The 21,203-nt window shown below is 64.2% G+C and carries 19 protein-coding genes and 1 pseudogene; 1 reads left to right on the plus strand and 19 read right to left on the minus strand.

Going from position 1 to position 21,203, the window contains the following annotated elements; genetic code table 11:
- Positions 1–78: 78 nt before the first annotated feature.
- The 6 genes from RWT78_RS18445 to fmt form a co-directional block, all read right to left on the minus strand.
- Positions 79–687 (minus strand): riboflavin synthase, encoded by a 609-nt coding sequence (locus tag RWT78_RS18445; RefSeq protein ID WP_003944892.1) that lies wholly within the window; start codon positions 685–687, stop codon positions 79–81.
- Positions 688–692: 5 nt separating this feature from the next.
- Positions 693–1,745, minus strand: a complete 1,053-nt coding sequence (gene ribD, locus RWT78_RS18450; RefSeq protein ID WP_003945026.1) for a bifunctional diaminohydroxyphosphoribosylaminopyrimidine deaminase/5-amino-6-(5-phosphoribosylamino)uracil reductase RibD — start codon at positions 1,743–1,745, stop codon at positions 693–695.
- 8 nt (positions 1,746–1,753) lie between these two features.
- Positions 1,754–2,437 (minus strand): ribulose-phosphate 3-epimerase, encoded by a 684-nt coding sequence (rpe, locus tag RWT78_RS18455; protein WP_019748384.1) that lies wholly within the window; start codon positions 2,435–2,437, stop codon positions 1,754–1,756.
- Positions 2,438–2,501: 64 nt separating this feature from the next.
- Positions 2,502–2,849, minus strand: a complete 348-nt coding sequence (locus RWT78_RS18460) for an MmcQ/YjbR family DNA-binding protein (protein WP_003944924.1) — start codon at positions 2,847–2,849, stop codon at positions 2,502–2,504.
- A 40-nt stretch (positions 2,850–2,889) separates the two neighbouring features.
- Positions 2,890–4,338 (minus strand): transcription antitermination factor NusB, encoded by a 1,449-nt coding sequence (locus RWT78_RS18465; protein WP_314677162.1) that lies wholly within the window; start codon positions 4,336–4,338, stop codon positions 2,890–2,892.
- Positions 4,335–5,258 carry a methionyl-tRNA formyltransferase gene (fmt, locus tag RWT78_RS18470; RefSeq protein WP_314677164.1) on the minus strand — a complete coding sequence of 308 codons (924 nt, stop codon included), beginning with the start codon at positions 5,256–5,258 and terminating at the stop codon, positions 4,335–4,337. The genes RWT78_RS18465 and fmt overlap by 4 nt, the downstream gene beginning before the upstream one ends.
- 288 nt (positions 5,259–5,546) lie before the next feature.
- Between fmt and RWT78_RS18475 the strand changes: the two genes are divergently transcribed.
- On the plus strand, positions 5,547–5,753 hold the full coding sequence (locus tag RWT78_RS18475; RefSeq protein ID WP_054826638.1) for a hypothetical protein: 207 nt from the start codon (positions 5,547–5,549) through the stop codon (positions 5,751–5,753).
- Between the two features lie 57 nt (positions 5,754–5,810).
- Here RWT78_RS18475 and RWT78_RS18480 read toward each other — a convergent pair whose 3' ends face one another.
- The 13 genes and pseudogenes from RWT78_RS18480 to RWT78_RS18540 all read right to left on the minus strand — a co-directional run.
- The gene (locus RWT78_RS18480; protein ID WP_085989959.1) at positions 5,811–6,830 is read right to left on the minus strand and encodes a triacylglycerol lipase; all 1,020 of its coding nucleotides are present in this window, start codon (positions 6,828–6,830) and stop codon (positions 5,811–5,813) included.
- A gap of 94 nt (positions 6,831–6,924) precedes the next feature.
- Complete coding sequence (locus RWT78_RS18485) at positions 6,925–7,593, minus strand: PadR family transcriptional regulator (RefSeq protein WP_399552162.1); 669 nt, start codon at positions 7,591–7,593, stop codon at positions 6,925–6,927.
- A 172-nt stretch (positions 7,594–7,765) separates the two neighbouring features.
- Complete coding sequence (locus RWT78_RS18490) at positions 7,766–9,784, minus strand: primosomal protein N' (RefSeq protein WP_314677167.1); 2,019 nt, start codon at positions 9,782–9,784, stop codon at positions 7,766–7,768.
- Positions 9,785–9,809: 25 nt separating this feature from the next.
- Complete coding sequence (metK, locus tag RWT78_RS18495) at positions 9,810–11,024, minus strand: methionine adenosyltransferase (protein ID WP_003944827.1); 1,215 nt, start codon at positions 11,022–11,024, stop codon at positions 9,810–9,812.
- 188 nt (positions 11,025–11,212) lie between these two features.
- Entirely contained in the window at positions 11,213–12,511 is a 1,299-nt protein-coding gene (gene coaBC, locus RWT78_RS18500; RefSeq protein ID WP_003944888.1) for a bifunctional phosphopantothenoylcysteine decarboxylase/phosphopantothenate--cysteine ligase CoaBC, read from the minus strand.
- The gene (gene rpoZ / locus RWT78_RS18505; protein ID WP_003944996.1) at positions 12,508–12,807 is read right to left on the minus strand and encodes a DNA-directed RNA polymerase subunit omega; all 300 of its coding nucleotides are present in this window, start codon (positions 12,805–12,807) and stop codon (positions 12,508–12,510) included. The genes coaBC and rpoZ overlap by 4 nt, the downstream gene beginning before the upstream one ends.
- A 98-nt stretch (positions 12,808–12,905) precedes the next feature.
- Complete coding sequence (gene gmk, locus RWT78_RS18510; RefSeq protein WP_003944801.1) at positions 12,906–13,505, minus strand: guanylate kinase; 600 nt, start codon at positions 13,503–13,505, stop codon at positions 12,906–12,908.
- Positions 13,506–13,541: 36 nt separating this feature from the next.
- A complete protein-coding gene (gene mihF / locus RWT78_RS18515) occupies positions 13,542–13,862 on the minus strand; it encodes an integration host factor, actinobacterial type (RefSeq protein WP_003944825.1) in 321 nt (106 codons plus the stop codon).
- A 369-nt stretch (positions 13,863–14,231) separates the two neighbouring features.
- Positions 14,232–15,431 carry a glycosyltransferase 87 family protein gene (locus tag RWT78_RS18520; RefSeq protein WP_225320370.1) on the minus strand — a complete coding sequence of 400 codons (1,200 nt, stop codon included), beginning with the start codon at positions 15,429–15,431 and terminating at the stop codon, positions 14,232–14,234.
- Between the two features lie 57 nt (positions 15,432–15,488).
- Positions 15,489–16,310, minus strand: a complete 822-nt coding sequence (gene pyrF, locus RWT78_RS18525) for an orotidine-5'-phosphate decarboxylase (RefSeq protein WP_003944998.1) — start codon at positions 16,308–16,310, stop codon at positions 15,489–15,491.
- Positions 16,307–19,663: a carbamoyl-phosphate synthase large subunit gene (carB, locus tag RWT78_RS18530; RefSeq protein ID WP_003945010.1), complete on the minus strand. Its 3,357-nt coding sequence runs from the start codon at positions 19,661–19,663 to the stop codon at positions 16,307–16,309. The genes pyrF and carB overlap by 4 nt, the downstream gene beginning before the upstream one ends.
- The gene (carA, locus tag RWT78_RS18535) at positions 19,663–20,838 is read right to left on the minus strand and encodes a glutamine-hydrolyzing carbamoyl-phosphate synthase small subunit (RefSeq protein ID WP_007728009.1); all 1,176 of its coding nucleotides are present in this window, start codon (positions 20,836–20,838) and stop codon (positions 19,663–19,665) included. The genes carB and carA overlap by 1 nt, the downstream gene beginning before the upstream one ends.
- A pseudogene (locus RWT78_RS18540) lies at positions 20,835–21,203 on the minus strand (transporter); the annotation flags it as partial. The gene carA and the pseudogene RWT78_RS18540, both read right to left, overlap by 4 nt.

The following is a 21,203-nucleotide window of genomic DNA, read 5'->3' on the forward strand; positions in this document are numbered from 1 at the left end:
TCATCGAATACAACGAGTGCATCCGACGGATGCACTGACAACCCTACGACCAATCGGACGGGTCCGATCAGCCTGGTCCTACCGACCGGCAGAGTGAAGCCGCTCGACGTACTTGGCGATCACGTCCACCTCGAGGTTGACCGGCGTACCGACCACAGCGGTTCCGAGCGTCGTCAACTCGAGCGTTGTCGGGATCAGCGAGATCTCGAAGTACTCGAACCCGCGGTCTCCGCCCAGCGCGGAGACCGTCAGCGAGACTCCGTCGACGGTGATCGAACCCTTCTCCACGACGTAACGGGAAATGGAGTCGGGCAGTGCGATCCGCACTACCTCCCAGTTCTCGGACGGCGAGCGGGAAATGACGTGGCCTGTTCCATCGACATGCCCTTGAACCAGGTGGCCGCCGAGTCGGCTGTTCAGCGCCGCGGCACGCTCGAGGTTGACGCGAGAGCCGACATCCAATTTCGCCAGGCTCGAGCGGTTCAGGGTTTCCTGCATGACATCTGCGGTGAACGAACCGTCGGCAAGCACGTCGACCACCGTCAGGCACACTCCGTTGACCGCGATCGAATCACCGTGACCGGCGTCGGAGGTGACCAGTGGCCCGCGCACCGTGAAACGTGCAGCATCGACCAGTTCTTCCTTGGCGACGATTTCGCCGAGTTCTTCCACAATTCCTGTGAACACGCGCCCTACTCCTCGTTCCCCGGAGCAGAACTCTCCGGAACCAGACTCAACAAAATATCGGGGCCGATCGTTACCGCGGACTCCAAACGGAATCGGTGGGCGTCGGTGATGGTGTGCACTCCGGCATCGACGAGTGCGGAGGCGCCCGCGCCGAGCAGGATCGGAGCGATGTATGCCTCTATGACGTCGACATATCCGGCGGCAAGGAATGCTCCGGCCAGACGGGGCCCACCCTCGAGAAGTACGTCCGTGTATTCCCCCAACGCCTCGACTACTTCGTCGACGTTGTCGGTGTTGAGCACCAGAGTCGGTGCGGTGTCGTCGAGAATGCTTGCCGTCGAGGGTATTTCGCGCTTTCCGACGACGACGCGAACGGGCTGGTGCGCCGCGAGCTCACCGGTGGGCTGACGTGCGGTCAGCCACGGATCGTCGGCGAACACGGTGCCGGTACCGACCACGATCGCATCGATCTGCGCTCGCTGCGCATGCACGCGCGCCCTCGCCTGCGGACCGGTGATCCACTGACTCGTTCCGTCCTCGGCGGCGCTGCGTCCGTCCAGACTGGCCGCGTACTTCCACGTGATGTGCGGGCGACCGGTGCGCTGTTTGTGCAGCCAGGCCCGCAGTGGACCAGCTTCCACCTCGGGTGCTCGCAGTCCGGCCGTGACGCTGATTCCAGCGCGCATGAGCGTCGCTGCGCCGCCGGAAGCCTCGGGATTGGGATCACCGACGGCGTAGACAACCGCCGAGACTCCGGCATCGATCAATGCCTGTGAGCAAGGGCCGGTTCGTCCCTGGTGATTGCACGGTTCCAGTGTCACCACTGCCGTACCGCCACGTGCCGCATCGCCGGCCTCGTCGAGAGCCACGACCTCCGCGTGCGGTCCACCGGGCGGTTGCGTCATACCGACGCCCGCGATGGTTCCGTCGGCAGCGAGGATGACCGCGCCGACCGGTGGGTTGGGGCTGGTGAATCCGCGCGCGGAATCAGCTGCGGCCAGCGCGATCTGCATCGCGGCGTCGAGATCAGCCGTCGACGCCTGTCCACCCTTTGCCATCGAGCGGCTCAGACCGACAGCGTCAGGTGCGGCGACGCCGAGGCGGCCTGCGCGCGCAGCTTGCGCACCGCCTCACCGGGATCACTCGCTCCGTACACCGCCGAACCGGCGACGAAGCAGTCGATCCCTGCTTCAGCGGCCTGCTCGATCGTGGAAGCGTTGATGCCGCCGTCGATTTCGACAAGGAGCGTCAGCTCACCCGAGTCGACGAGCTTTCGAACTGCGCGTGCCTTGTCGAGCACCTGAGGCATGAAGGACTGACCACCGAATCCGGGTTCGACGCTCATGATCAAGAGGGTGTCGAAGTCCTTGAGGATTTCCAGGTAGTCGTCGATCGGGGTTCCAGGCTTGATGCTCAGCCCCGCCTTGGCACCAGCTGCACGAATATCGCGGGCAACCGAACGCGGATCGTCGGTGGCCTCGGCGTGGAACGTGACGTTGTACGCACCGGCCTCGGCGTACGGCGGCGCCCAGCGCTCCGGATTCTCGATCATGAGATGGCAGTCGAGCGGAATATCCGTCGCCTTCAGCAGACTCTCGACCACCGGCAGACCAAGCGTGAGATTGGGAACGAAATGCGCGTCCATCACGTCGACGTGAAGCCAGTCGGAGCCGGACACGGCAGTCGCTTCATCAGCGAGTCGAGCAAAATCTGCGGACAGAATGGACGGTGCAATCATCGGGGAAGCCACGACGCCGAGTTTAGCTGTGTCTCATTGCCGACCGTGCATGCACATCGGAGCCGGTGCAATCAGATCAGTTCTTGACGACGGTGTGGAGCTTTCGCACCTTGGCCGGTGCCTTGATCCGCCACGCGTCTTCGAGCATCTCACCCAACTGCACCTCGTCGATCAGTTCGAGGTGCACGAGGATCGAGCCGTGCCCGTGATAGTGATCGGTGGTGAAGAAAGCCGCCTCACCACTGGCGAGTAGCGCCTCCTTCTCGTCCAGACCGCACATCACGACCAAAGCGCCCTCCGCTTCGGTGCGGAGCCGCGCAAAAGTCTTACCTGCCACCTTGAGTGCCGGGGTGTTGTACGAGGTCGACTCTTCCACGGAGGGAAGAGCCGAACCCAGTACTACAACCTGTTCCCACGTAACCATGTAGGCACCATACGACTACCGATGCCCAGAAGTCATCCGATCAGGCCAGCGGCTTGCGCAAAGCGGCCATGAACATCGCATCGGTCCCGTGTCGGTGCGGCCACAACTGAACCGACGATCCGTCGCCGACGTCTGGGACACCTGGCACCAATTCCTTGGTGTCGAGTTCCACGACGCCGTGACGTCGCACTGCATCGGCGACCACTGCCAGCGTTTCCGACAAGTGCGGCGAGCACGTGGAGTACAGCACCACTCCGCCGGGGCGAACCAGTTCGATTGCGGCAGCGAGCAATTCACGCTGTAACTTCACGAGCGGAGCCACATCGGACGGCTGGCGACGCCAACGTGCCTCCGGGCGCCGACGCAGCGCACCCAACCCGGTGCAGGGAGCGTCGACGAGGATGCGGTCGTATCCGGGTTCGAGCCCGGATTCGCGGCCGTCCGCCACGTGTACGTCGACGGGAAGTTCGCGAGTGGTCTTGCGGATCAGTTCGGCGCGATGTTCGACGGGCTCGACGGCGTCGAGTCGACCACCTTCAATGCCGGCAAGAGCACCGAGAAGTGCCGCTTTTCCTCCTGGACCTGCACAGAGGTCGAGCCAGCGTCCGGAGTCTTCACCTTCGAGAGGAGCAATGCTGAGGGCGCGGGCCACCAGCTGACTGCCCTCGTCCTGCACGCCCGCCAAGCCTTGGCGGACCGCCTCGAGCTGTCCGGGGTCACCGCCGTCGAGATGCACGGCGTACGGCGAGTACGGCCCGATCTCGCCGCCGGTCACCAGTGCAAGCTCCTCGGCGGAGATCTCGCCGGGGCGGGCGACGAGGTGTACTGCAGGGCGGGCGTCGTCGGCGATCAGGACGTCTTCGAGTTCACCGGCAGCAGCGCCGAGCGCGTCGGCAAATACCTGCGCGATCCACAGGGGGTGAGCGTGCTCGAAGGCGAGCCGGCCGACCGGGTCCTTCGGGGCCAGCAGCTCGACCCACTCCTCCTGGGTGCGTTCGGAAACACGGCGCAGGACCGCATTGACGAATCCTGCTCGGCCCTGGCCGTTTTCGGCGCGGACCAGATCGACCGAAGTTGCGACGGCAGCGTGCGGTGCGACACGAGTGCGCAGCAATTGGTACGAGCCGAGTCGGAGAACATCGAGCAGAGTTCCGTCGATCTCTTCGATCGGCCGACCCGCTGCATGGGCGATCACCGCATCCAGCAGTCCCTGAGCACGTGCCGCGCCGTACGCCAGTTCGGTTGCCAGCGCAGCGTCGCGTGCGTCGAGTTTGCGGTCACGCAGGAGCCCGGGCAGAACCAGGTTCGCGTACGCGTCACGCTCACGGACCGCGCGCAGGACGTCACGCGCCGCCAGACGCGGTTGATCGAGCCCGGCGGTTGCCGGATCAGGCCGCTTGGCCTGCTTCGGCTTGGTGTTCTTGGCGCCGCCGCCGTTCTTGGCTCCGGGACCCTGTGTCCGCCGTGCCGGTCGTCGTGATTCGGTCACTGTGCTCGTACCTCCGCGTCGAGTCGGGCACCGCGTGCCCAGTCCCCTGCCGACATCAATTTCTTGCCCGGGGGCTGAATCTGCCCGAGTCGCACCGCGGTGGTCGCGGTACCGATGTACAGACCATCCTTGCGTACCGAGATCTCACCGACTGCCAGGGTCTCGTCCGTGACGGTGATCGGGCCGACCTTGACTCGAAGATCACCGATCATCGTCCATGCCCCGGGTGCGGGTGTGACGGCTCGGATATGCCGGTCCACTGTGGGAGCGGGCAGTTCCCACCGCACGCGGGCCGCGTCCACCGTCACCTTGGGGGCGTACGAGACGCCGTCGGCAGACTGCGGAACCGCGTTGATCTCGCCGGCCTCGAGTCCGTCGAGTACCGATTCGAGGAGGGCAGCGCCGTTTTCCGCGAGACGTCCGAGCAGGTCGCCCGCCGTATCGTTGTCGCGAATCCGCTCGGTCATCACTCCGTACACGGGACCGGTATCCATCCCGGCTTCCAAACGGAACGCGCTGGCGCCCGTCACCTCGTCACCGGCACTGATCGCGGCCTGCACCGGCGCGGCGCCGCGCCACGCGGGAAGCAACGAGAAATGCAGATTGACCCAACCGTATTTCGGAATGTCGAGGACGTTCTGCGGCAACAGGTTTCCGTAGGCGACGACGGGTGCACAGTCCGGTTCGAGGCGGGCGAGTTCGGCCGCGAAGTCGGGATCGGACGCCTTGGCCGGCGTCAGCACCGGGATGCCGTGCTCGTCGGCAAGCAGACCGATCGGCGATCGGGTGACTTTTCGACCGCGGCCCGCCACAGCGTCCGGACGCGTGACGACGGCTACCACTTCGTGGTTGGCGGATTCGATGAGCCGACGCAGTGAAGGAACCGCGGGTTCGGGTGTTCCGGCGAACACGACGCGCATGTCAGCTCTCCCGTTTCGTTGGGCTCTTCGGACTCTGATCAGCCGATCGGCCTGTCGAACGCGGTGGACTGCAACTCACGAAAATGCTCCCGGATGTGTCGGTGGGTGGAACTGTCAGTCTAAGGACTGCGAGAGCTACGACCTACCTCGCGCCACACCGAACCACTTTCTCAGCAATTTCTTTGATCAGAACCCTGCACATTCACCGGTCCTCGGTATTGACTGTTTCTGTCGTCGCCACTCGGCGGAGGCTGATACGGGATACACCGATCACACGGAGGAACTTAGATGGCAGGCATCGACAGTAAGTTCGACAAGGCCTACGCAGGAAAGTCCGTCGAAGAATTGGCGGACGCCCCGGTCGCGGCACTCAACGGCGTAAGCGATTCGGACGCAGAACATTTGAAGGCAGCGTTCAACATCAAGACCGTCCGCGACCTCGGAACGAACAAGTTCTTCCTGTGGGCGCAGGCCGCTGCCAAGCTCGCCGAGTAAACATCCCGACCCACGTGATCTCGGTGCTCACGAGTTAGCAGCTCACGAATTTGCAGCTCACGAATTTGCGTCGATGACCACTTGCGGAATATCCGTGCCGAGCGGCACCACGCTGCACGAAGCGTGCCGCTCGGCATCGGGGTCGAGGACCGTCCGGATGACGTCGATCACGTAGGGGTCGTACGGCATGCGGAAGTGGCCGGTCAGGTTAGACGGGCACAGATCCTGGAGGACGATGTTTTCTGCGCCGGCACCGCGGAGCGCGATGTTCGAGGACGGCTGGATCATCTCGTCGACAGTGGACCCGATGGTCGTGTAGCGCACTCCGGGTACGGTGTCACCGCCGGCGTTGAGGGTGTTCAACATATCCGACCCTTGCATCTGCTCGCGGACAGCTCGCGAAAAGACGTCTTCGACAAAGTCTTCTCCGCCGGGGATCGCACGGACAATGGGAACCAACCCGAACATCACCCCACCGTATGTCGGCGAAGCCAAACCGACCCAATGATCGACGTAGGCGTCGCCGCCCATCTTGTTGACGTAGTACCGCGTCACCGTCGCGCCTTGGGAGTAGCCGATCACGTCGACCTTGTCCGCTCCGGTCGCGGTCAGCACCTGATCGACGAAAGAACCGAACGCGGTGGCACTACCGACTATGTCGCCGACGCCGTAGGTCTCGTGTGCGACGTCCCCGTCTTCTTCTTTGATCGCACCGCCGTAATTGAGGGCGAAGACGCAGTAGCCGTCAGCTGCCAGTGCCGGCGACAGGGCCGCCCAATCCGCGTACGCCTCGGTGTCGGTTCCGTGGGCGAGTACAACCGGTCGGGGATGCGTGTCGGAAGGCTCACAGCCGAAATCGTTCGATCCGGCAGGTGCGGATCCTGGATGAGCATGCGCATATGCCGTAGCAACGGAACGGGTCGCCTGACCCGGACCGATGTCGAGAGGAACGTCCATCGCGTCGGCACTCGCAGACGGAAGCGTCGGTGCGGCACCCGATATCGCCGGCGGTGCTCCGATCAGCAGCGCCACTGCTACCGAAAATGTCAGTCCCACAGACCGTTTGACGCCAGCCATTGTTCCTGCTCCTGCTCTGATCCTACGAGGGAGCTGACCGTAACACCAGAAACTTCGAGGCGCATACCCTACCGAACAGTAGGTATCCGACGTCTCAATTGCCGCCTTCGCCGGCATCATCGCCGGCAAGCACTCGGTACAGCGACTTGCGTGCCTCGACCAGCACGTCGGCTGCGGCCTTGACCTGCGCGGGCGTGCCTACAGCGGCCACTTGACCGGCCGCGCCCATCAACTGTCCGATCAGTTCACGAAGGTCCTGCTCCGGCTCCCCTACGCTGAGACGAACGTCATCCCACGGCGCCCCGAGATCGGCGCGATGCTCCTCGACGTATGCGACGCCTTCCTCGGTCAGCATGGCAGTCTTGCGGCCGGCGACCTTTTCGATGATGACGAGTCCTTCGTCCTCGAGTTGGGACAGCGCGGGATAGATGGAACCCGGACTCGGCTTCCAGACGCCGCCGCTGCGCTCGACGATCTGCTGAATCAATTCGTAGCCGTGCATCGGCTCTTCCGCGATCAACAGCAGAATCGCAGCGCGCACATCTCCTCGACGACCTCGTCCGCCACGTCCTCGCCCGCGACCGAACTGAGCGCCCGGACCGAAGCCGGGGCCGGGTCCGCCGTCTGGACCGAAACGCCCCCGCCGGTGGCCTCTGCGTGGCATGTCACCGAAGCCTGGCCGCTCGTGCGGTCGACCGCGCCGTCCATCGTCTCGATCGCCGGGACCATCGCCCGACGCGCCGTCGTCCGTCGGCACCCACATCACAAATGGTGGCCGTTGCTCACGGCCGAAACCGCCGAAGAAACCGCGCCGGCCGAACATCCCCTCGTTCGGGAAACTTGCATCCATCGTCGAACCTCCATCACTATCGTTGATAGTTCGACGATATATCGTCATATCGGGTAGCGCAAGGATTCCTCCGACAACTCGAAACTCAGCCGATGCGGCGTGGGTCGATCTGAATGCGGACCGGACCCGAAGACTTCCGCGCACTGCGCGCGGCCCTCGCATGTGCCAGAGCGTCCGCAAGGCCGCGACCGTCCTTGCGTGGAACGCGGACCAGCATTCGCTCCGGCGCGACACCGCTCTCGTCCTCACCGGAATACGGAAGCCTCTCCCCCGCAGGCAGTTCCACTGGTCCGAGCAGTACAGCACTTGCCGGCAGATCAGCTGAGTCCACCAACTCCGCAATTGCTGCGGATCCTCCGTCGATCGCAGCCATGTGAACGGCCGGAGGAAAGCCGACCTCGTCCCGTTCCTCGAATTGAGACTGTGCGTGCCCCACTGGATCCCATCGGACCAACGCCTGCACCGTCGGGATACCCGAGTCTGCGACAACCACAACTTCACCACCTTCGGACAGCGGAATCACCATGGCAGCAGCCGACATCCAGCGTCTGAGCGTTTCCTCGGCGGCACGAAGATCGGGCCGGCCGAGCAGTGCCCAACCGTCGAGCAAGAGCGCGGCGCCGTAGCCGCCGGTCATCACCGGCTCCGCACCCACTGTCGAGACCACCAACGCGGGCCCGTGTGGCAGTTCCTTGACCACGTCACTGCCCCCGGACAGAACAACTTTCACACCGGGAAACGCCCGCCCGAGTTCTTCGGCGGTCCGGCCGGCACCGACCACCACCGCGCGCAACGCTTTCGCCCCGCACGCGTGACATCGGTAGGCGGCATCGGCAACCCCGCACCAGCGGCACGCCGGTGTCCCGGCGCCGTCGGGACCTGCCGCAGCGGGAAGAGCCAGTGGGCCGTTACACCGACGGCACCGTGCCGGGGCACGGCACTTTCCGCAGGCCAGGGTCGGTACGTACCCCCGCCGAGGCACCTGCACCAGGACTCCGTTGCCCTCACCCAGAGCGCGCCGGGCGGCCGCGAATGCAATAGCGGGCAAACGAGCCGCTCTGGCTCCCGGATCGCGGGCCAAGGCTTGATCGCTGTCGGCAAGCGCGGTGATCTTGGGTGCGTGGGCACGAACGACGTCCCGCGTAGCGACCAGATCGTGCGCCCATCCCGAGTCGACGAGTACCTGCGCTTCTGCCGTACGGGAGAACCCACCGATCACGACGGCGCACCCGGCGACGTAGCCACGCAGGACGGCAACTTCGCGGGCATGTGGATACGGCGACCGCGGCTCGGACAAGTTGTCGTCGCCGTCGTCCCAGACGACGACAAGACCGGTCTCGGGCGTCGGCGCAAAAACAGCACTCCGTGTGCCGACGACGATCCGGGCGGTCCCGCGCAGTGCAGCGAGCCACCTCCGATATCGCATGGCCGGCCCCAGGCCTGCGGACAGACCCACCACTGCATCCGCTCCGGAGAGTTCGGTACATGCGGCGACGACGCGGTCCAGGTCGCGTTGATCGGGCACAACCAGGATCGCGGATTTACCACTTGCCGCTACGGCCCCGGCCAGTTCGGCCAGGCGCAGTGGCCAGTTTTCACCAGGCAACGCCTGCCAGACCGCACGCGGGCTTTTCGACTCGCGAATCGCGGACAGGAAGGCGTCACCGAATCTGTAGAGATGCCAACCATTTTCGATCGGTTCAGGAGCGGACGGCGGCTCGGCGGGCTCCCACGGTTCCGCCTCGACCTTCGCGTGGCGCGGCGGTACCGCCAAACGGAGAACATCGGCGCGGGTTCCGGCATAACGCTCCGCCACACGATCGACGACTTGCGCGATTTCGGCCGTCAAGACCCGCTCGGACGAGATGACGCGTTCGAGCCAGCCGAACTTCCCCTGATGGTCACTGGTCGCCTCGCGCGAGACGATGAAACCGTCCACCAGACGACCAGCGAAGCGGATGCGCACCCGGACTCCGGGCTGCGCATCCGCTTCGAGTTCACGAGGAACGAGGTAGTCGAATTCACGGTCGAGGTGAGCGAGCGGGAGCATCGGCAGCACCCGGGCGACCGGATCGACTTCTGCCGCTACTCTTTCCGCGCCCACCCGCGCCCCGTCTGTACGTCAGTGATCAGAGACCAGCTGCGCTACGCAGCTTGTCGGCGCGATCGGTGCTCTCCCACGGGAGGTCGATGTCGGTGCGACCGAAGTGACCGTATGCCGCCGTCTGCGCGTAGATCGGGCGCAGCAGGTCGAGGTCGCGGATGATCGCTCCCGGACGCAGGTCGAAGATCTCGGTGATCGCCTTCTGGATCCGTGCCGGATCGGTCTTCTCGGTGCCGAAGGTTTCGACGAAGAGTCCGACCGGAGCTGCCTTGCCGATGGCGTAGGCGACCTGAACCTCGATGCGGTCGGCCAGACCTGCGGCAACAGCGTTCTTGGCCACCCAGCGCATGGCGTAGGCAGCGCTGCGGTCGACCTTTGACGGGTCCTTGCCGGAGAACGCGCCGCCACCGTGGCGAGCCATTCCGCCGTAGGTGTCGACGATGATCTTGCGGCCGGTCAAACCGGCGTCACCCATCGGGCCACCGAGGACGAACTTGCCCGTCGGGTTCACCAACAGACGAACATCGGAGGTGTCAAGATCGGTGAGGTTGACGTCGGTCAGCACCGAGTGAAGCACCTTCTCGCGAAGATCGGGCGTCAACAGGTTGTCGAGGTCGATGTCAGCGGCATGCTGGGTGGAGATGACCACGGTGTCGAGACGGACAGCCTTGTCACCGTCGTACTCGATGGTGACCTGGGTCTTGCCGTCCGGGCGCAGGTACGGCAGCACGCCGGACTTACGGACCTCGGTCAACCGGCGAGAGAGACGATGAGCCAGCGCGATGGGTAGCGGCATCAGTTCCGGCGTGTCGGTGGTGGCGTAGCCGAACATCAGGCCCTGGTCGCCCGCACCCTGACGGTCGATCTCGTCGTCGCTGATTCCGTCGACGCGAGCCTCGTGCGAGTGATCGACACCCTGCGCGATCTCGGGCGACTGGGCGCCGATCGCGACGTTGACGCCGCAGGAGTTACCGTCGAAGCCCTTTGCGGAGCTGTCGTAGCCGATTTCGAGGACCGTGTCGCGCACGATCTTCGGAATGTCCGCGTACGCAGTGGTCGTGACTTCACCGGCTACGTGAACCTGGCCGGTGGTGACCAGTGTCTCGACGGCCACGCGGGCGCGCGGGTCCTGGGTGAGCAGCGCGTCGAGGATCGAGTCGCTGATCGCGTCACAGATCTTGTCCGGGTGCCCCTCGGTGACGGACTCGCTGGTGAATAGCCGACTGCCGGACTTGCTCACAGATCTCCCTCTCGACGACTGAGTTCTTGACTACAGCTTATTGAAGTATCCGAATCACCGTTCGGTGACCGTTTTGTCATGCTTTGTTAGCTGGGGGCTGAGCCGACGATAACGGTTGGACCGCCTGCGCAACACCCTTGTACTCACCCGATTATCGTGGGGTAACTCTCACCACCGGGCGCGTGTCGCTACTCGGGAAAGAGCTTGACCAGGGCGTCGAGTACTCGACTGGCCATCAAAGCCTTGGATCCGTGTTCGAGAGCGGACTCCGAGCCGTCGGAACCGAGCAGCCAACCGTCGTTGTGATCGACCTCGAACGCCTTGCCCTCGCCCACCGCATTGACCACGAGGAGATCGCAACCTTTGCGGGCAAGCTTGGAGCGGGCATAGGTGAGAACGTCACCATGGGCGTCACCGGTCTCAGCGGCGAATCCGACGATCACCGTTCGAGCATCCAAGTCGCCGTCACGACGCGCTTCGACGAGACCGGCGAGGATGTCGGCATTTCTGGTGAGGCTGATCGAGTCGGGTTCGTTTGCGCCCTTCTTGATCTTGCTGCCTTCGACGGTGGTGGGGCGGAAGTCCGCGACAGCCGCAGCCATGACGACTCCGTCGTGTCCCGGTGCGTGCTTTTCCACTGCCAACCGGAGATCTTCGGCCGTCTTGATGTGCACGACGTCGACAGCGGCGGGGTCGGCGAGATCAGCCGTGTACCCGGCGATCAGCGTGACGTGCGCGCCGCGTTGCGCGGCAAGACGGGCGAGCGCGTAGCCCTGTTTGCCCGAGCTGCGATTACCGAGAAAGCGCACGGGATCGAGCGGCTCGCGAGTACCGCCGGCGGTTACCAGAATGCGGCGACCTTCCAGGTCGCGCGGCAACGCGTCCGAGCGCTCGAGGAGCAACGATGCCAACCCGACGATCTCGTCGGGTTCGGGAAGTCGACCGGCTCCGGTGTCTTTCCCTGTCAAACGCCCGGAGGCAGGTTCGATCACGTGGACGCCGCGCGAACGCAGTGTCGCCACGTTGGACACCGTTGCGGGGTGCTCCCACATCTCGGTGTGCATTGCTGGGGCGAAGACGACCGGACAGCGCGCGGTCAACAAAGTGGCCGTCAACAGGTCGTCTGCGCGACCCATGACCGCTCGCGCCATCAGATCAGCGGTTGCCGGCGCGATGACGACCAGATCGGCTTCCTGTCCGAGACGGACATGCGGAACCTGCGGGACGTCGTTGAAGACGCCGGTGTGAACCGGGTTGCCGGAGAGTGCTTCGAACGTCGCGCGCCCGACGAACTCCAGAGCGGATTCGGTCGGAATCACGCGGACGTGATGACCGCTCTCGGTGAAGCTGCGGATGATCGAGCACGCCTTGTACGCGGCGATACCCCCACCGACACCGACGACAATGCGCTTACGTATCGATGTGGGCGCGTCGGACACTCCCCCGACACCCGAACGAGGTTCGGGTGCGGCAGATGTGGTGCTCACTCGCCTTCGGTGTGCTCGAGGAGATCAGCGTGGATTTCACGCAACGCGATGGACAGCGGCTTTTCCTGCAGACCGGGCTCGACCAGAGGTCCGACGTATTCGAGGATGCCGTCACCGAGCTGGTTGTAGTAGTCGTTGATCTGGCGCGCGCGCTTGGCCGAGTAGATGACCAGGGCGTACTTGGAAGAGGTGCGTTCGAGCAACTCGTCGATCGGCGGGTTGGTGATGCCGAGCGGGGTGTCGTAGGCAGGCAGAGCGCCCTGACCTGCTGCGGACGCGGCTGAAGTGCTGCTCACTCTTGTGTCTCCTGAATTAGATCTTCATTGAAGAACTAGTTTTATCGATCCGGATATCTGAGAAACGGGGTGGAAATCGGTTCCCGAAGGGTGCGGAATCAGTTCCCAACCAACAAGGATACCAACTCATCGCAAGCACGGCTTACATCCTCGTTCACGATGACCGTGTCGAACTCGTCCTGTGCGGCCAATTCCACTCGGGCCGTCTCGAGTCGGCGCGCCACGACGTCTTCCGTTTCGGTTCCACGTCCGGTCAGCCGTTGCACCAGAACGTCCCAGCTCGGTGGAGCCATGAACACCAACAGAGCCTCGGGCATCGCCTTGCGGACAGCTCGTGCTCCGGCGAGATCGACCTCGACGAGAACGGGCTTTCCAGCTTCGAGCGCTTCTTCGACCGGAGCTGCGGGGGTGCCGGAGCGCTGCAGGCCGCCGTGGATTTCCGCCCATTCGAGAAGTTCACCGGAGTCGATCATCCGTTGAAATTCTTCACGGGAGGTGAATCGGTAGTCCTTGCCGTCCACTTCACCTGGACGGGGATCGCGAGTGGTCGCCGAAACACTGAAAACGAGTTCAGGCAACCGAGTTCTCAGCTCGCGAACGACGCTGGACTTACCGACAGCCGAAGGGCCGGCCAGTACAACCAGCCGACCCCTCCGCACTGCGGTCTTGCTCTCTGACACTGTTGCGTCAGCAATCATCAGACACTGCCGCGTCAGCAATCATCACTTGTCGGCTCAGGCCTCGAAGTCGAACTTGGTGAGCAGAGCCTTGCGCTGCCGATCACCGAGGCCACGAAGGCGACGGGTCGGTGCAATCTCCAGCTCGGTCATGATCTCCTGAGCCTTGACCTTGCCCACCTTGGGCAGCGCCTCGAGCAGTGCCGAAACCTTCATCTTGCCCAAGATTTCGTTGTCTTCGGCGTCCTTGAGGACCTGCTTGAGGTCGGTGCCGCCACGCTTCAGGCGCTCCTTGAGCTCAGCCCTGGCCTTGCGGGCAGCAGCTGCCTTCTCCAAAGCAGCAGCGCGCTGCTCATCAGTCAACTGGGGAAGGGCCACGGTTCCTCCGTCTCGTCGTGTGCAAATTTTGTCTATTCCGCTGATAACCAGCAGCGATAGCGACCGTACTCACGCCTGGCGCGAATTGCTAACCCACCCCCCGCGGTCCGATGCAGATCGCGGTGGGTTATGCGCGTCGAATCGATGTCACGGATCGTCACCGTTTTCGGCTGGATCGAGACGAATTCGACGCCACACGAACGTGCGTACAGTACCGAAATAGACTGTAACACAATGTATTTCGACCCATAGCGTGCGACACCCCCGTGCGAGTGTGCGAAATCGTTACCTGCGGGAATGAACGTGGTCGCCGACACATCCAAAATTTTCGAGCATTTTCGACGCCTATGCGCGTGTCGCGGCCCGTTTTCAGGTCTGCAGCGACGATTTCGGATCGCCGGCGTCGACCGTCTCGGGTTCGATGCGACTCACGCCGGGGGCGGCCAGAGCGAGCACTACCGCGAGGCTCGCCCAGAGCAATGAATTCTCCAGCACGAAGCCGACTACCGGGATATCCATGTCCGCGCCGACTCGAGGAAGCCGAAACAGCACTACGACAGCGGTGAGACCGATCGCGATCCAGGACCACACAGGGACCGATCGAGTGCCCTCCCCCACGCCCGACTTGATCGGAACAAGGAGTACACCCACCGCCGGCACCAACCACACGAAGTGGTGCGTCCAGGCAATGGGAGTCACGATTGCCGCCAGCAGAGCCACCACCGTGAAACCGGCGAGATCGCCCCGCAGGCGCTGAGCGCGCCGCGTCGCGACAATTCCGAGGACACCCAACACCGCACAGGCGACGAGCCATGCCGGACCCACCAGGCCCTCGGGAAGTAGCCGCAAGGCCATTCCACGCACGGACTGGTTACCGAACACGGACGGGTCGCCGACGGCGACGCGCCCCGATAGTGAGGCGATGTCGCCGAAGTAGTCGATCGTCTGGCGCGGGAGAACCGCAAAGCCCAGAGCCGTGGCGCCGAGGAAGCCGGCGAGGCCGCCCGCAACTGCTTTCCAACGCCCGGTGATCACGTAGTAACCGATGTAGACGAGTGGCACCAGTTTGACCGCGCCGGCGATCCCCACCAGCACGCCCTCGGGAATCCACCGTGGTCGAGCCAGCACGTCGATCAAGCACAGGAGAGTCAGAAACAACCCGACCTGGCCGTACCCGAGGTGATCGGAGATCGGCGATGCCGCCGTCCACAGGACCAGGAAACCCACGTAGACGACGACTGGCCGCTTACGTGTGAACGGGACTTCGCGATAGCTGAGCACGATGATCGCGGCCAGCATCAGGAGGCTGACGAAACTCCATCCCCACTGGACCGCACCCCAGGAACCCAAGGCGACGGGAACGGCGACGAGCGCAGCGAAGGGCGGATACGTGAACGGCAATCTCGCGTTGAACGACTCGTCGTACAGGTTCGAGCCGTCGAGGACGGCCTGACCCGCCGTCCGGTACACGGCGAGATCGTCGCCGTGTACGCCGGTGACGGATTGGAACCCGGTGGCCAGCAGCGCGCACGCCGCGACGAGAAGTCCGATCTGCCACCAACGATTCACCGACGGACGGTACCACCGGGTTCCACCGCTCGAACGAGCCTCGAGGTCACTCACGGATCAGTTCGCCAATGCGGCTTCGATCTCGTCTCGGTCACGCATTGCTGCCTCCCGAAGTGCCGATACCGAAGGACCATGCTTGAGCACCCCGCGGGAAGTGTTCGGCAGCAGGAGCTCGGTCGATCCCGCGAAGATGTCTGCGAGATCCGCTGCCGTCGCACCCTGCGCGCCGAGTCCCGGAGCGAGAATCGGGCCGTTGAACTGCGACAGGTCCAGACCGTGGTCCCGAGTTGCACCGACCACCAGTCCGACGGTGTCACGGCCGTCGGCGTTCGCATCGACCGCAGCGTCGACGATCGACTGAGCCACGCTCACACCGTCGGCCGACGACTGTTGAAGTACGCCGCCTTCCGGATTGGAGGTTCGTGCCAGCACGAAGATCCCGCGTGCATTCTGCCTTGCCAGTTCGAGTGTCGGAGTCAGCGCCCCGAATCCCAGGTACGGCGAAACGGTGACCGAGTCGGAGGCCAACGGCGAATCACCCAACCAGGCTTGCGCGTACGCGTCCATCGTCGAACCGATGTCACCGCGCTTGGCATCCGCGACGACCAGCGTTCCCGCATCACGAAGAACCGAGATGGTCCGCTCCAACACGGCGAAGCCGGCGCTGCCGTAAGCCTCGAAGAACGCAACCTGCGGTTTGACCAGTCCGACCTCACCGGTGAACGCCTCGACGCAGATCTCGGCGAAAGTCTCGAGACCTTCGGCCGTACGCGGCAGTCCCCACGCGTCGAGAAGCGCGGGATGCGGGTCGATACCGACGCACAGCCGCCCCCGGTCCGCGATTGCGGACCGGAGACGATGCCCCCAACTGTGACTCACGACTGCTGTGCCGGCTGACGAAGACCTGCGTGCAATTCCTGCAGGGAGTGAACTCCGATGTCGCCGCGAATGGCTGCTTCGATGCCCTGCACGGCAGCCGAGGCGCCCTGCACCGTCGTGATGCACGGGATGTTCGACGCAACCGCTGCGCTTCGGATCTCGTAGCCGTCGACGCGCGGACCGTTGTTGCCGTACGGCGTGTTGATGACCATGGCGACCTCGCCGCTGCGGATCTGGTCGACGATGGTCTCGGCACCGGCCGGAACATCTTCACCCGACTGCTTGTACACCTGCTTGCACTCGATACCGTTGCGCCGCAAAACATCTGCGGTTCCTTCGGTGGCAAGAATGGTGAATCCGAGATCTGCCAGGCGCTTGACCGGGAAGATCAGCGAACGCTTGTCCTTGTTGGCGACCGAGACGAACACCGCGCCCGTGGTGGGCAACGAACCGTAGGCGGCAGTCTGCGACTTGGCGAAAGCCGTACCAAAGTCGAAGTCGATTCCCATGACTTCACCGGTGGACTTCATTTCCGGGCTGAGCAAGGTATCCACGCCGGTACCGTCGGCGCGGCGGAAGCGGTTGAACGGCAACACAGCTTCCTTGACCGCGATCGGTGCACCGGCCGGGGTGTTTCCGCCGTCGCCCTTCGCCGGCAGAATGCCGCTCGCACGCAGTTCCGCGATGGATTCGCCGAGCATGACGCGGGCGCATGCCTTGGCCAGCTGGACGGCCGTCGCCTTGGACACGAACGGAACCGTGCGGCTGGCGCGGGGATTTGCTTCCAGCACGTAGAGGATGTCGTCCTTGAGGGCGTACTGGACGTTGAGCAGGCCCTTGACGCCGATGCCCTTCGCGAGAGCCTCGGTGGAGCGGCGGACGTTCTCGAGATCCGCCCGGCCCAGAGTGATGGGCGGGAGCGCACACGCCGAGTCACCGGAGTGAATGCCGGCTTCCTCGATGTGCTCCATGACGCCGCCGAGGTACACCTCGGTGCCGTCGCACAGAGCGTCGACGTCGATCTCGACCGCGTCTTCGAGGAAGCGGTCGACCAGGACCGGACGATCGTCGGAGATCTCCGTGGCGCGCGAGATGTAGTCGGCGAGGGAAGCCTCGTCGTAGACGATCTCCATGCCGCGTCCACCGAGCACGTACGACGGACGCACCAGCACCGGGTAGCCGATACCTGCCGCGATCTCGCGGGCGCCGTCGAACGTGGTGGCGGTACCGAACTTCGGTGCGGGCAGACCGGCTTCGGTCAGTACGCGGCCGAATTCGCCGCGGTCCTCCGCCAGGTCGATGGCTGCGGGGCTGGTTCCCACGATGGGGACGCCGGCAGCTTCGAGACGCTTCGCCAGTCCGAGCGGAGTCTGGCCGCCGAGCTGGACGATGACGCCGGCAACGGTGCCCGACTGCGCCTCCGCGCGGTAGACCTCGAAGACGTCCTCGAAAGTCAGCGGCTCGAAGTACAGGCGATCAGCGGTGTCGTAGTCCGTGGAGACGGTCTCGGGGTTGCAGTTGACCATGACGGTCTCGTACCCGGCCTCGGACAGCGTCTGCGCCGCGTGGACACACGAGTAGTCGAACTCGATGCCCTGACCGATGCGGTTGGGGCCGGATCCGAGGATCAGAACCTTGGGTCGCTCGGTCTGCGGAGCAACTTCGGACTCGGCCTCGGGATCGAGCTCGTAGGTCGAGTAGTGGTACGGCGTCTTGGCCTCGAACTCTGCGGCGCAGGTGTCGACGGTCTTGTAGACAGGGCGCACGCCCAGCTGATCACGCAGAGCGCGAACGGCGTCCTCACCTGCGTGCGTGTCACCACCGAGTTCGGGGCGCAGAGCCGCGATCTGGCGGTCCGAGATGCCGTGGTACTTGGCCTGACGTAGGGAAGCCTCGTCGAAAGACTCTGCAGCGCGCAGCTTTTCACCGAGCTCGTGAATCTGCTGGAACTGGTCGAGGAACCACGGATCGATCTTGGTGGCGTCGAAGAGCTGCTCGACAGTTGCGCCGAGGGCGAATGCCTTCTCGATGCCGTACATGCGGCCGTCCTGCGGAACGCTCAGATCGGCGAGCAGGGCGTCCAGGCTCTCCGTCTCGATGTCGGCGCCGGTCCAGTAACCCGCACGCTTGGTCTCGAGCGAACGCATGACCTTGCCGAAAGCCTCGGTGAAGTTGCGGCCGATGCTCATGGCCTCGCCCACCGACTTCATCGTGGTGGTCAGAGTTCCGTCGGCACCGGGGAACTTCTCGAAAGCGAACCGCGGAGCCTTGACGACGACGTAGTCGAGCGTCGGCTCGAAGCAAGCCGGGGTTTCCTTGGTGATGTCGTTGACGATCTCGTCGAGCGTGTAGCCGATGGCAAGCTTGGCCGCCATCTTCGCGATCGGGTAACCGGTCGCCTTCGACGCCAGAGCCGACGAGCGGGAGACACGCGGGTTCATCTCGATGACGACCAGGCGGCCGTCCTTCGGGTCCATCGCGAACTGGATGTTGCAGCCGCCGGTGTCGACGCCCACCTCACGCAGAATGTCGATGGAAAGGTCGCGCATCGCCTGGTACTCGCGGTCGGTCAGCGTCATCGCCGGGGCGACGGTGACCGAGTCTCCGGTGTGGACACCGACCGGGTCGACGTTCTCGATGGAGCAGACGATCACGACGTTGTCGCGACTGTCACGCATGAGCTCGAGTTCGTATTCCTTCCAACCGAGGATGGATTCCTCGATCAGGACGTTCGCCGTCGGCGACGCGGCCAGACCGCCACCGGCGATGCGGTTGAGATCGTCGACGTCGTACGCCATGCCGGAACCGAGGCCGCCCATGGTGAAGGACGGACGCACGACAACCGGGTAACCGAGTTCGGCGACCGTGGCGTGTACTTCGTCCATCGTGTAGCAAACTGCGGACTTCGCGGATTCGCCACCGACCTTGGCGACGATGTCCTTGAACTTCTGGCGATCCTCGCCGCGCTGGATGGCGTCGAAGTCGGCGCCGATCAGTTCGACGTCGTACTTCTCGAGGATGCCCTGCTCGTGCAGCGCCACTGCGGCGTTGAGCGCAGTCTGACCGCCGAGCGTCGCGAGGACGGCGTCGATCTTGTTGCCCTGCAAGGCTTCCTTGGCGATGACCTTCTCGAGGAACTCGGCCGTGATCGGCTCGACGTACGTGGCGTCGGCGAACTCGGGGTCCGTCATGATGGTGGCCGGGTTGGAGTTGACCAGGCTGACGCGCAGGCCCTCCTCCTGGAGGACGCGGCAGGCCTGGGTGCCGGAGTAGTCGAACTCGCAGGCCTGACCGATGACGATCGGACCGGAGCCGATTACCAGGATGTGCTTGAGATCTGTACGGCGTGGCATTAGTTCTTGACTCCGGTTTCTTTCCGTGCGGAGAGCAGGCTGGTGAAGCGGTCGAAGAGGTACGCGGCGTCGTGCGGGCCGGCTGCCGCCTCGGGGTGGTACTGCACCGAGAAGGCCGAATCGTCCAGCAGGCGAACACCTTCGACGGCTCCGTCGTTGGCGCAGGTGTGGCTGACCACCGCGCGACCGAACGGGGTGTCGAATTCCTGACCGGCTTCGCCTTCGAGCGCGAAGCCGTGGTTCTGCGCGGTGATCGCGATGCGACCGGTCTGATGCTCGATCACCGGGATGTTGATGCCGCGGTGGCCGAACTTCATCTTGTAGGTGCTCAGGCCCAGGGCGCGGCCCAGGATCTGGTTGCCGAAGCAGATACCGAACAGCGGCAAGCCCTGTCCGATGACCTCTTTCGTGAGGTGGACTGCGCCGTCGGCGGTGGCCGGGTCACCGGGACCGTTGGAGAGGAACACTCCGTCGGCCTTCAGGTCGAGGATCTGTTCGAGACTCGCGTTGGACGGCAACACGTGGACGCGGATACCGCGCTCGGCGAACATGCGCGGGGTGTTGGTCTTGATACCGAGGTCGATGGCGGCAACCGTGTACAGCGCCTCCCCGCCCTTCGGCTCGACGACGTAGCCGCTGGTGGTGCTGACTTCACCGGCAAGATCGGCGCCGAGCATGGTCGGCTGATCCTGAACCCGTCGGACCAGTTCGTCATCGGCGGCGATGGCTTCACCGGAAAAAATTCCGGCCTTCATCGAACCGCGAGTACGCAGGTGGCGAACCAGGGCGCGGGTGTCGATCCCGGCGATTCCGACGATGCCCTGCTCTTCGAGCTTGGCCTGCAGCGAACCGGTTGCACGCCAGCTCGAGGTGACGCGCGAGGGGTCACGAACGACGTACCCGGCAACCCAGATCTTGGCGCCGGCACGCTCGCCGGTCGGTCCGACCGACTCGTCGTCTTCGTCGTTCCAGCCGGTGTTGCCGATCTGCGGTGCGGTGGAGACGACGATCTGGCGGTGGTAGCTGGGATCGGTGAGCGTTTCCTGGTAGCCGGTCATTCCGGTGCTGAACACCGCTTCGCCCAGGGTCTGTCCAACCGCACCGAAGGTGGTTCCGCGGAACACCCGTCCGTCTTCGAGGACCAGTACTGCGGGGCTGTTGTCAAAGCCGCTCATGCGTTCTTTCCGTTCTGCTCGATGTCGCCAGAGCTTGCGTCTTCGTTGTCATTCGTCTTGTTCGAAGCGGTCTTGTTCGAAGCAGTCACCGGCTTGACCCAGTCCGGATAAACCGTCTTGTCGTCACCGCGCACGCCCGTGTCGATCTCGGTTCCGCTCGGCAATTCCCAGCGAATCACCAGGACGCCGTCCTTGCTCATGACCTTGCCGGCAAGACCGTTCTCCGTGCGGATCGCGCGGATCGACTTCTCCGGAATCCAGATGGCCGACGCGCCGTCACGCTCGACCAGAATTCCGCCGCTGTAGCGGCTGATCTCGCAGGTGGCGCGGAAACCGAGGTCGCCGACGGCGATACGGTCCTGCCA

This window comes from uncultured Rhodococcus sp. (assembly GCF_963525155.1).
GTDB classification, from domain to species: Bacteria; Actinomycetota; Actinomycetes; order Mycobacteriales; family Mycobacteriaceae; genus Rhodococcus_F; species Rhodococcus_F qingshengii.

Coding starts and splice junctions, on each gene's coding strand:
- ribD (WP_003945026.1), bottom strand. CDS start 1,745: ATGGCAAAGGGTGGACAGGCGTCGACGGCTGATCTCGACGCCGCGATG.
- RWT78_RS18460 (WP_003944924.1), bottom strand. CDS start 2,849: ATGGTTACGTGGGAACAGGTTGTAGTACTGGGTTCGGCTCTTCCCTCC.
- fmt (WP_314677164.1), bottom strand. CDS start 5,258: ATGCGCGTCGTGTTCGCCGGAACACCCGAACCCGCGGTTCCTTCACTG.
- RWT78_RS18475 (WP_054826638.1), top strand. CDS start 5,547: ATGGCAGGCATCGACAGTAAGTTCGACAAGGCCTACGCAGGAAAGTCC.
- RWT78_RS18480 (WP_085989959.1), bottom strand. CDS start 6,830: ATGGCTGGCGTCAAACGGTCTGTGGGACTGACATTTTCGGTAGCAGTG.
- RWT78_RS18485 (WP_399552162.1), bottom strand. CDS start 7,593: ATGTGGGTGCCGACGGACGACGGCGCGTCGGGCGATGGTCCCGGCGAT.
- gmk (WP_003944801.1), bottom strand. CDS start 13,505: ATGATTGCTGACGCAACAGTGTCAGAGAGCAAGACCGCAGTGCGGAGG.
- carB (WP_003945010.1), bottom strand. CDS start 19,663: ATGCCACGCCGTACAGATCTCAAGCACATCCTGGTAATCGGCTCCGGT.
- carA (WP_007728009.1), bottom strand. CDS start 20,838: ATGAGCGGCTTTGACAACAGCCCCGCAGTACTGGTCCTCGAAGACGGA.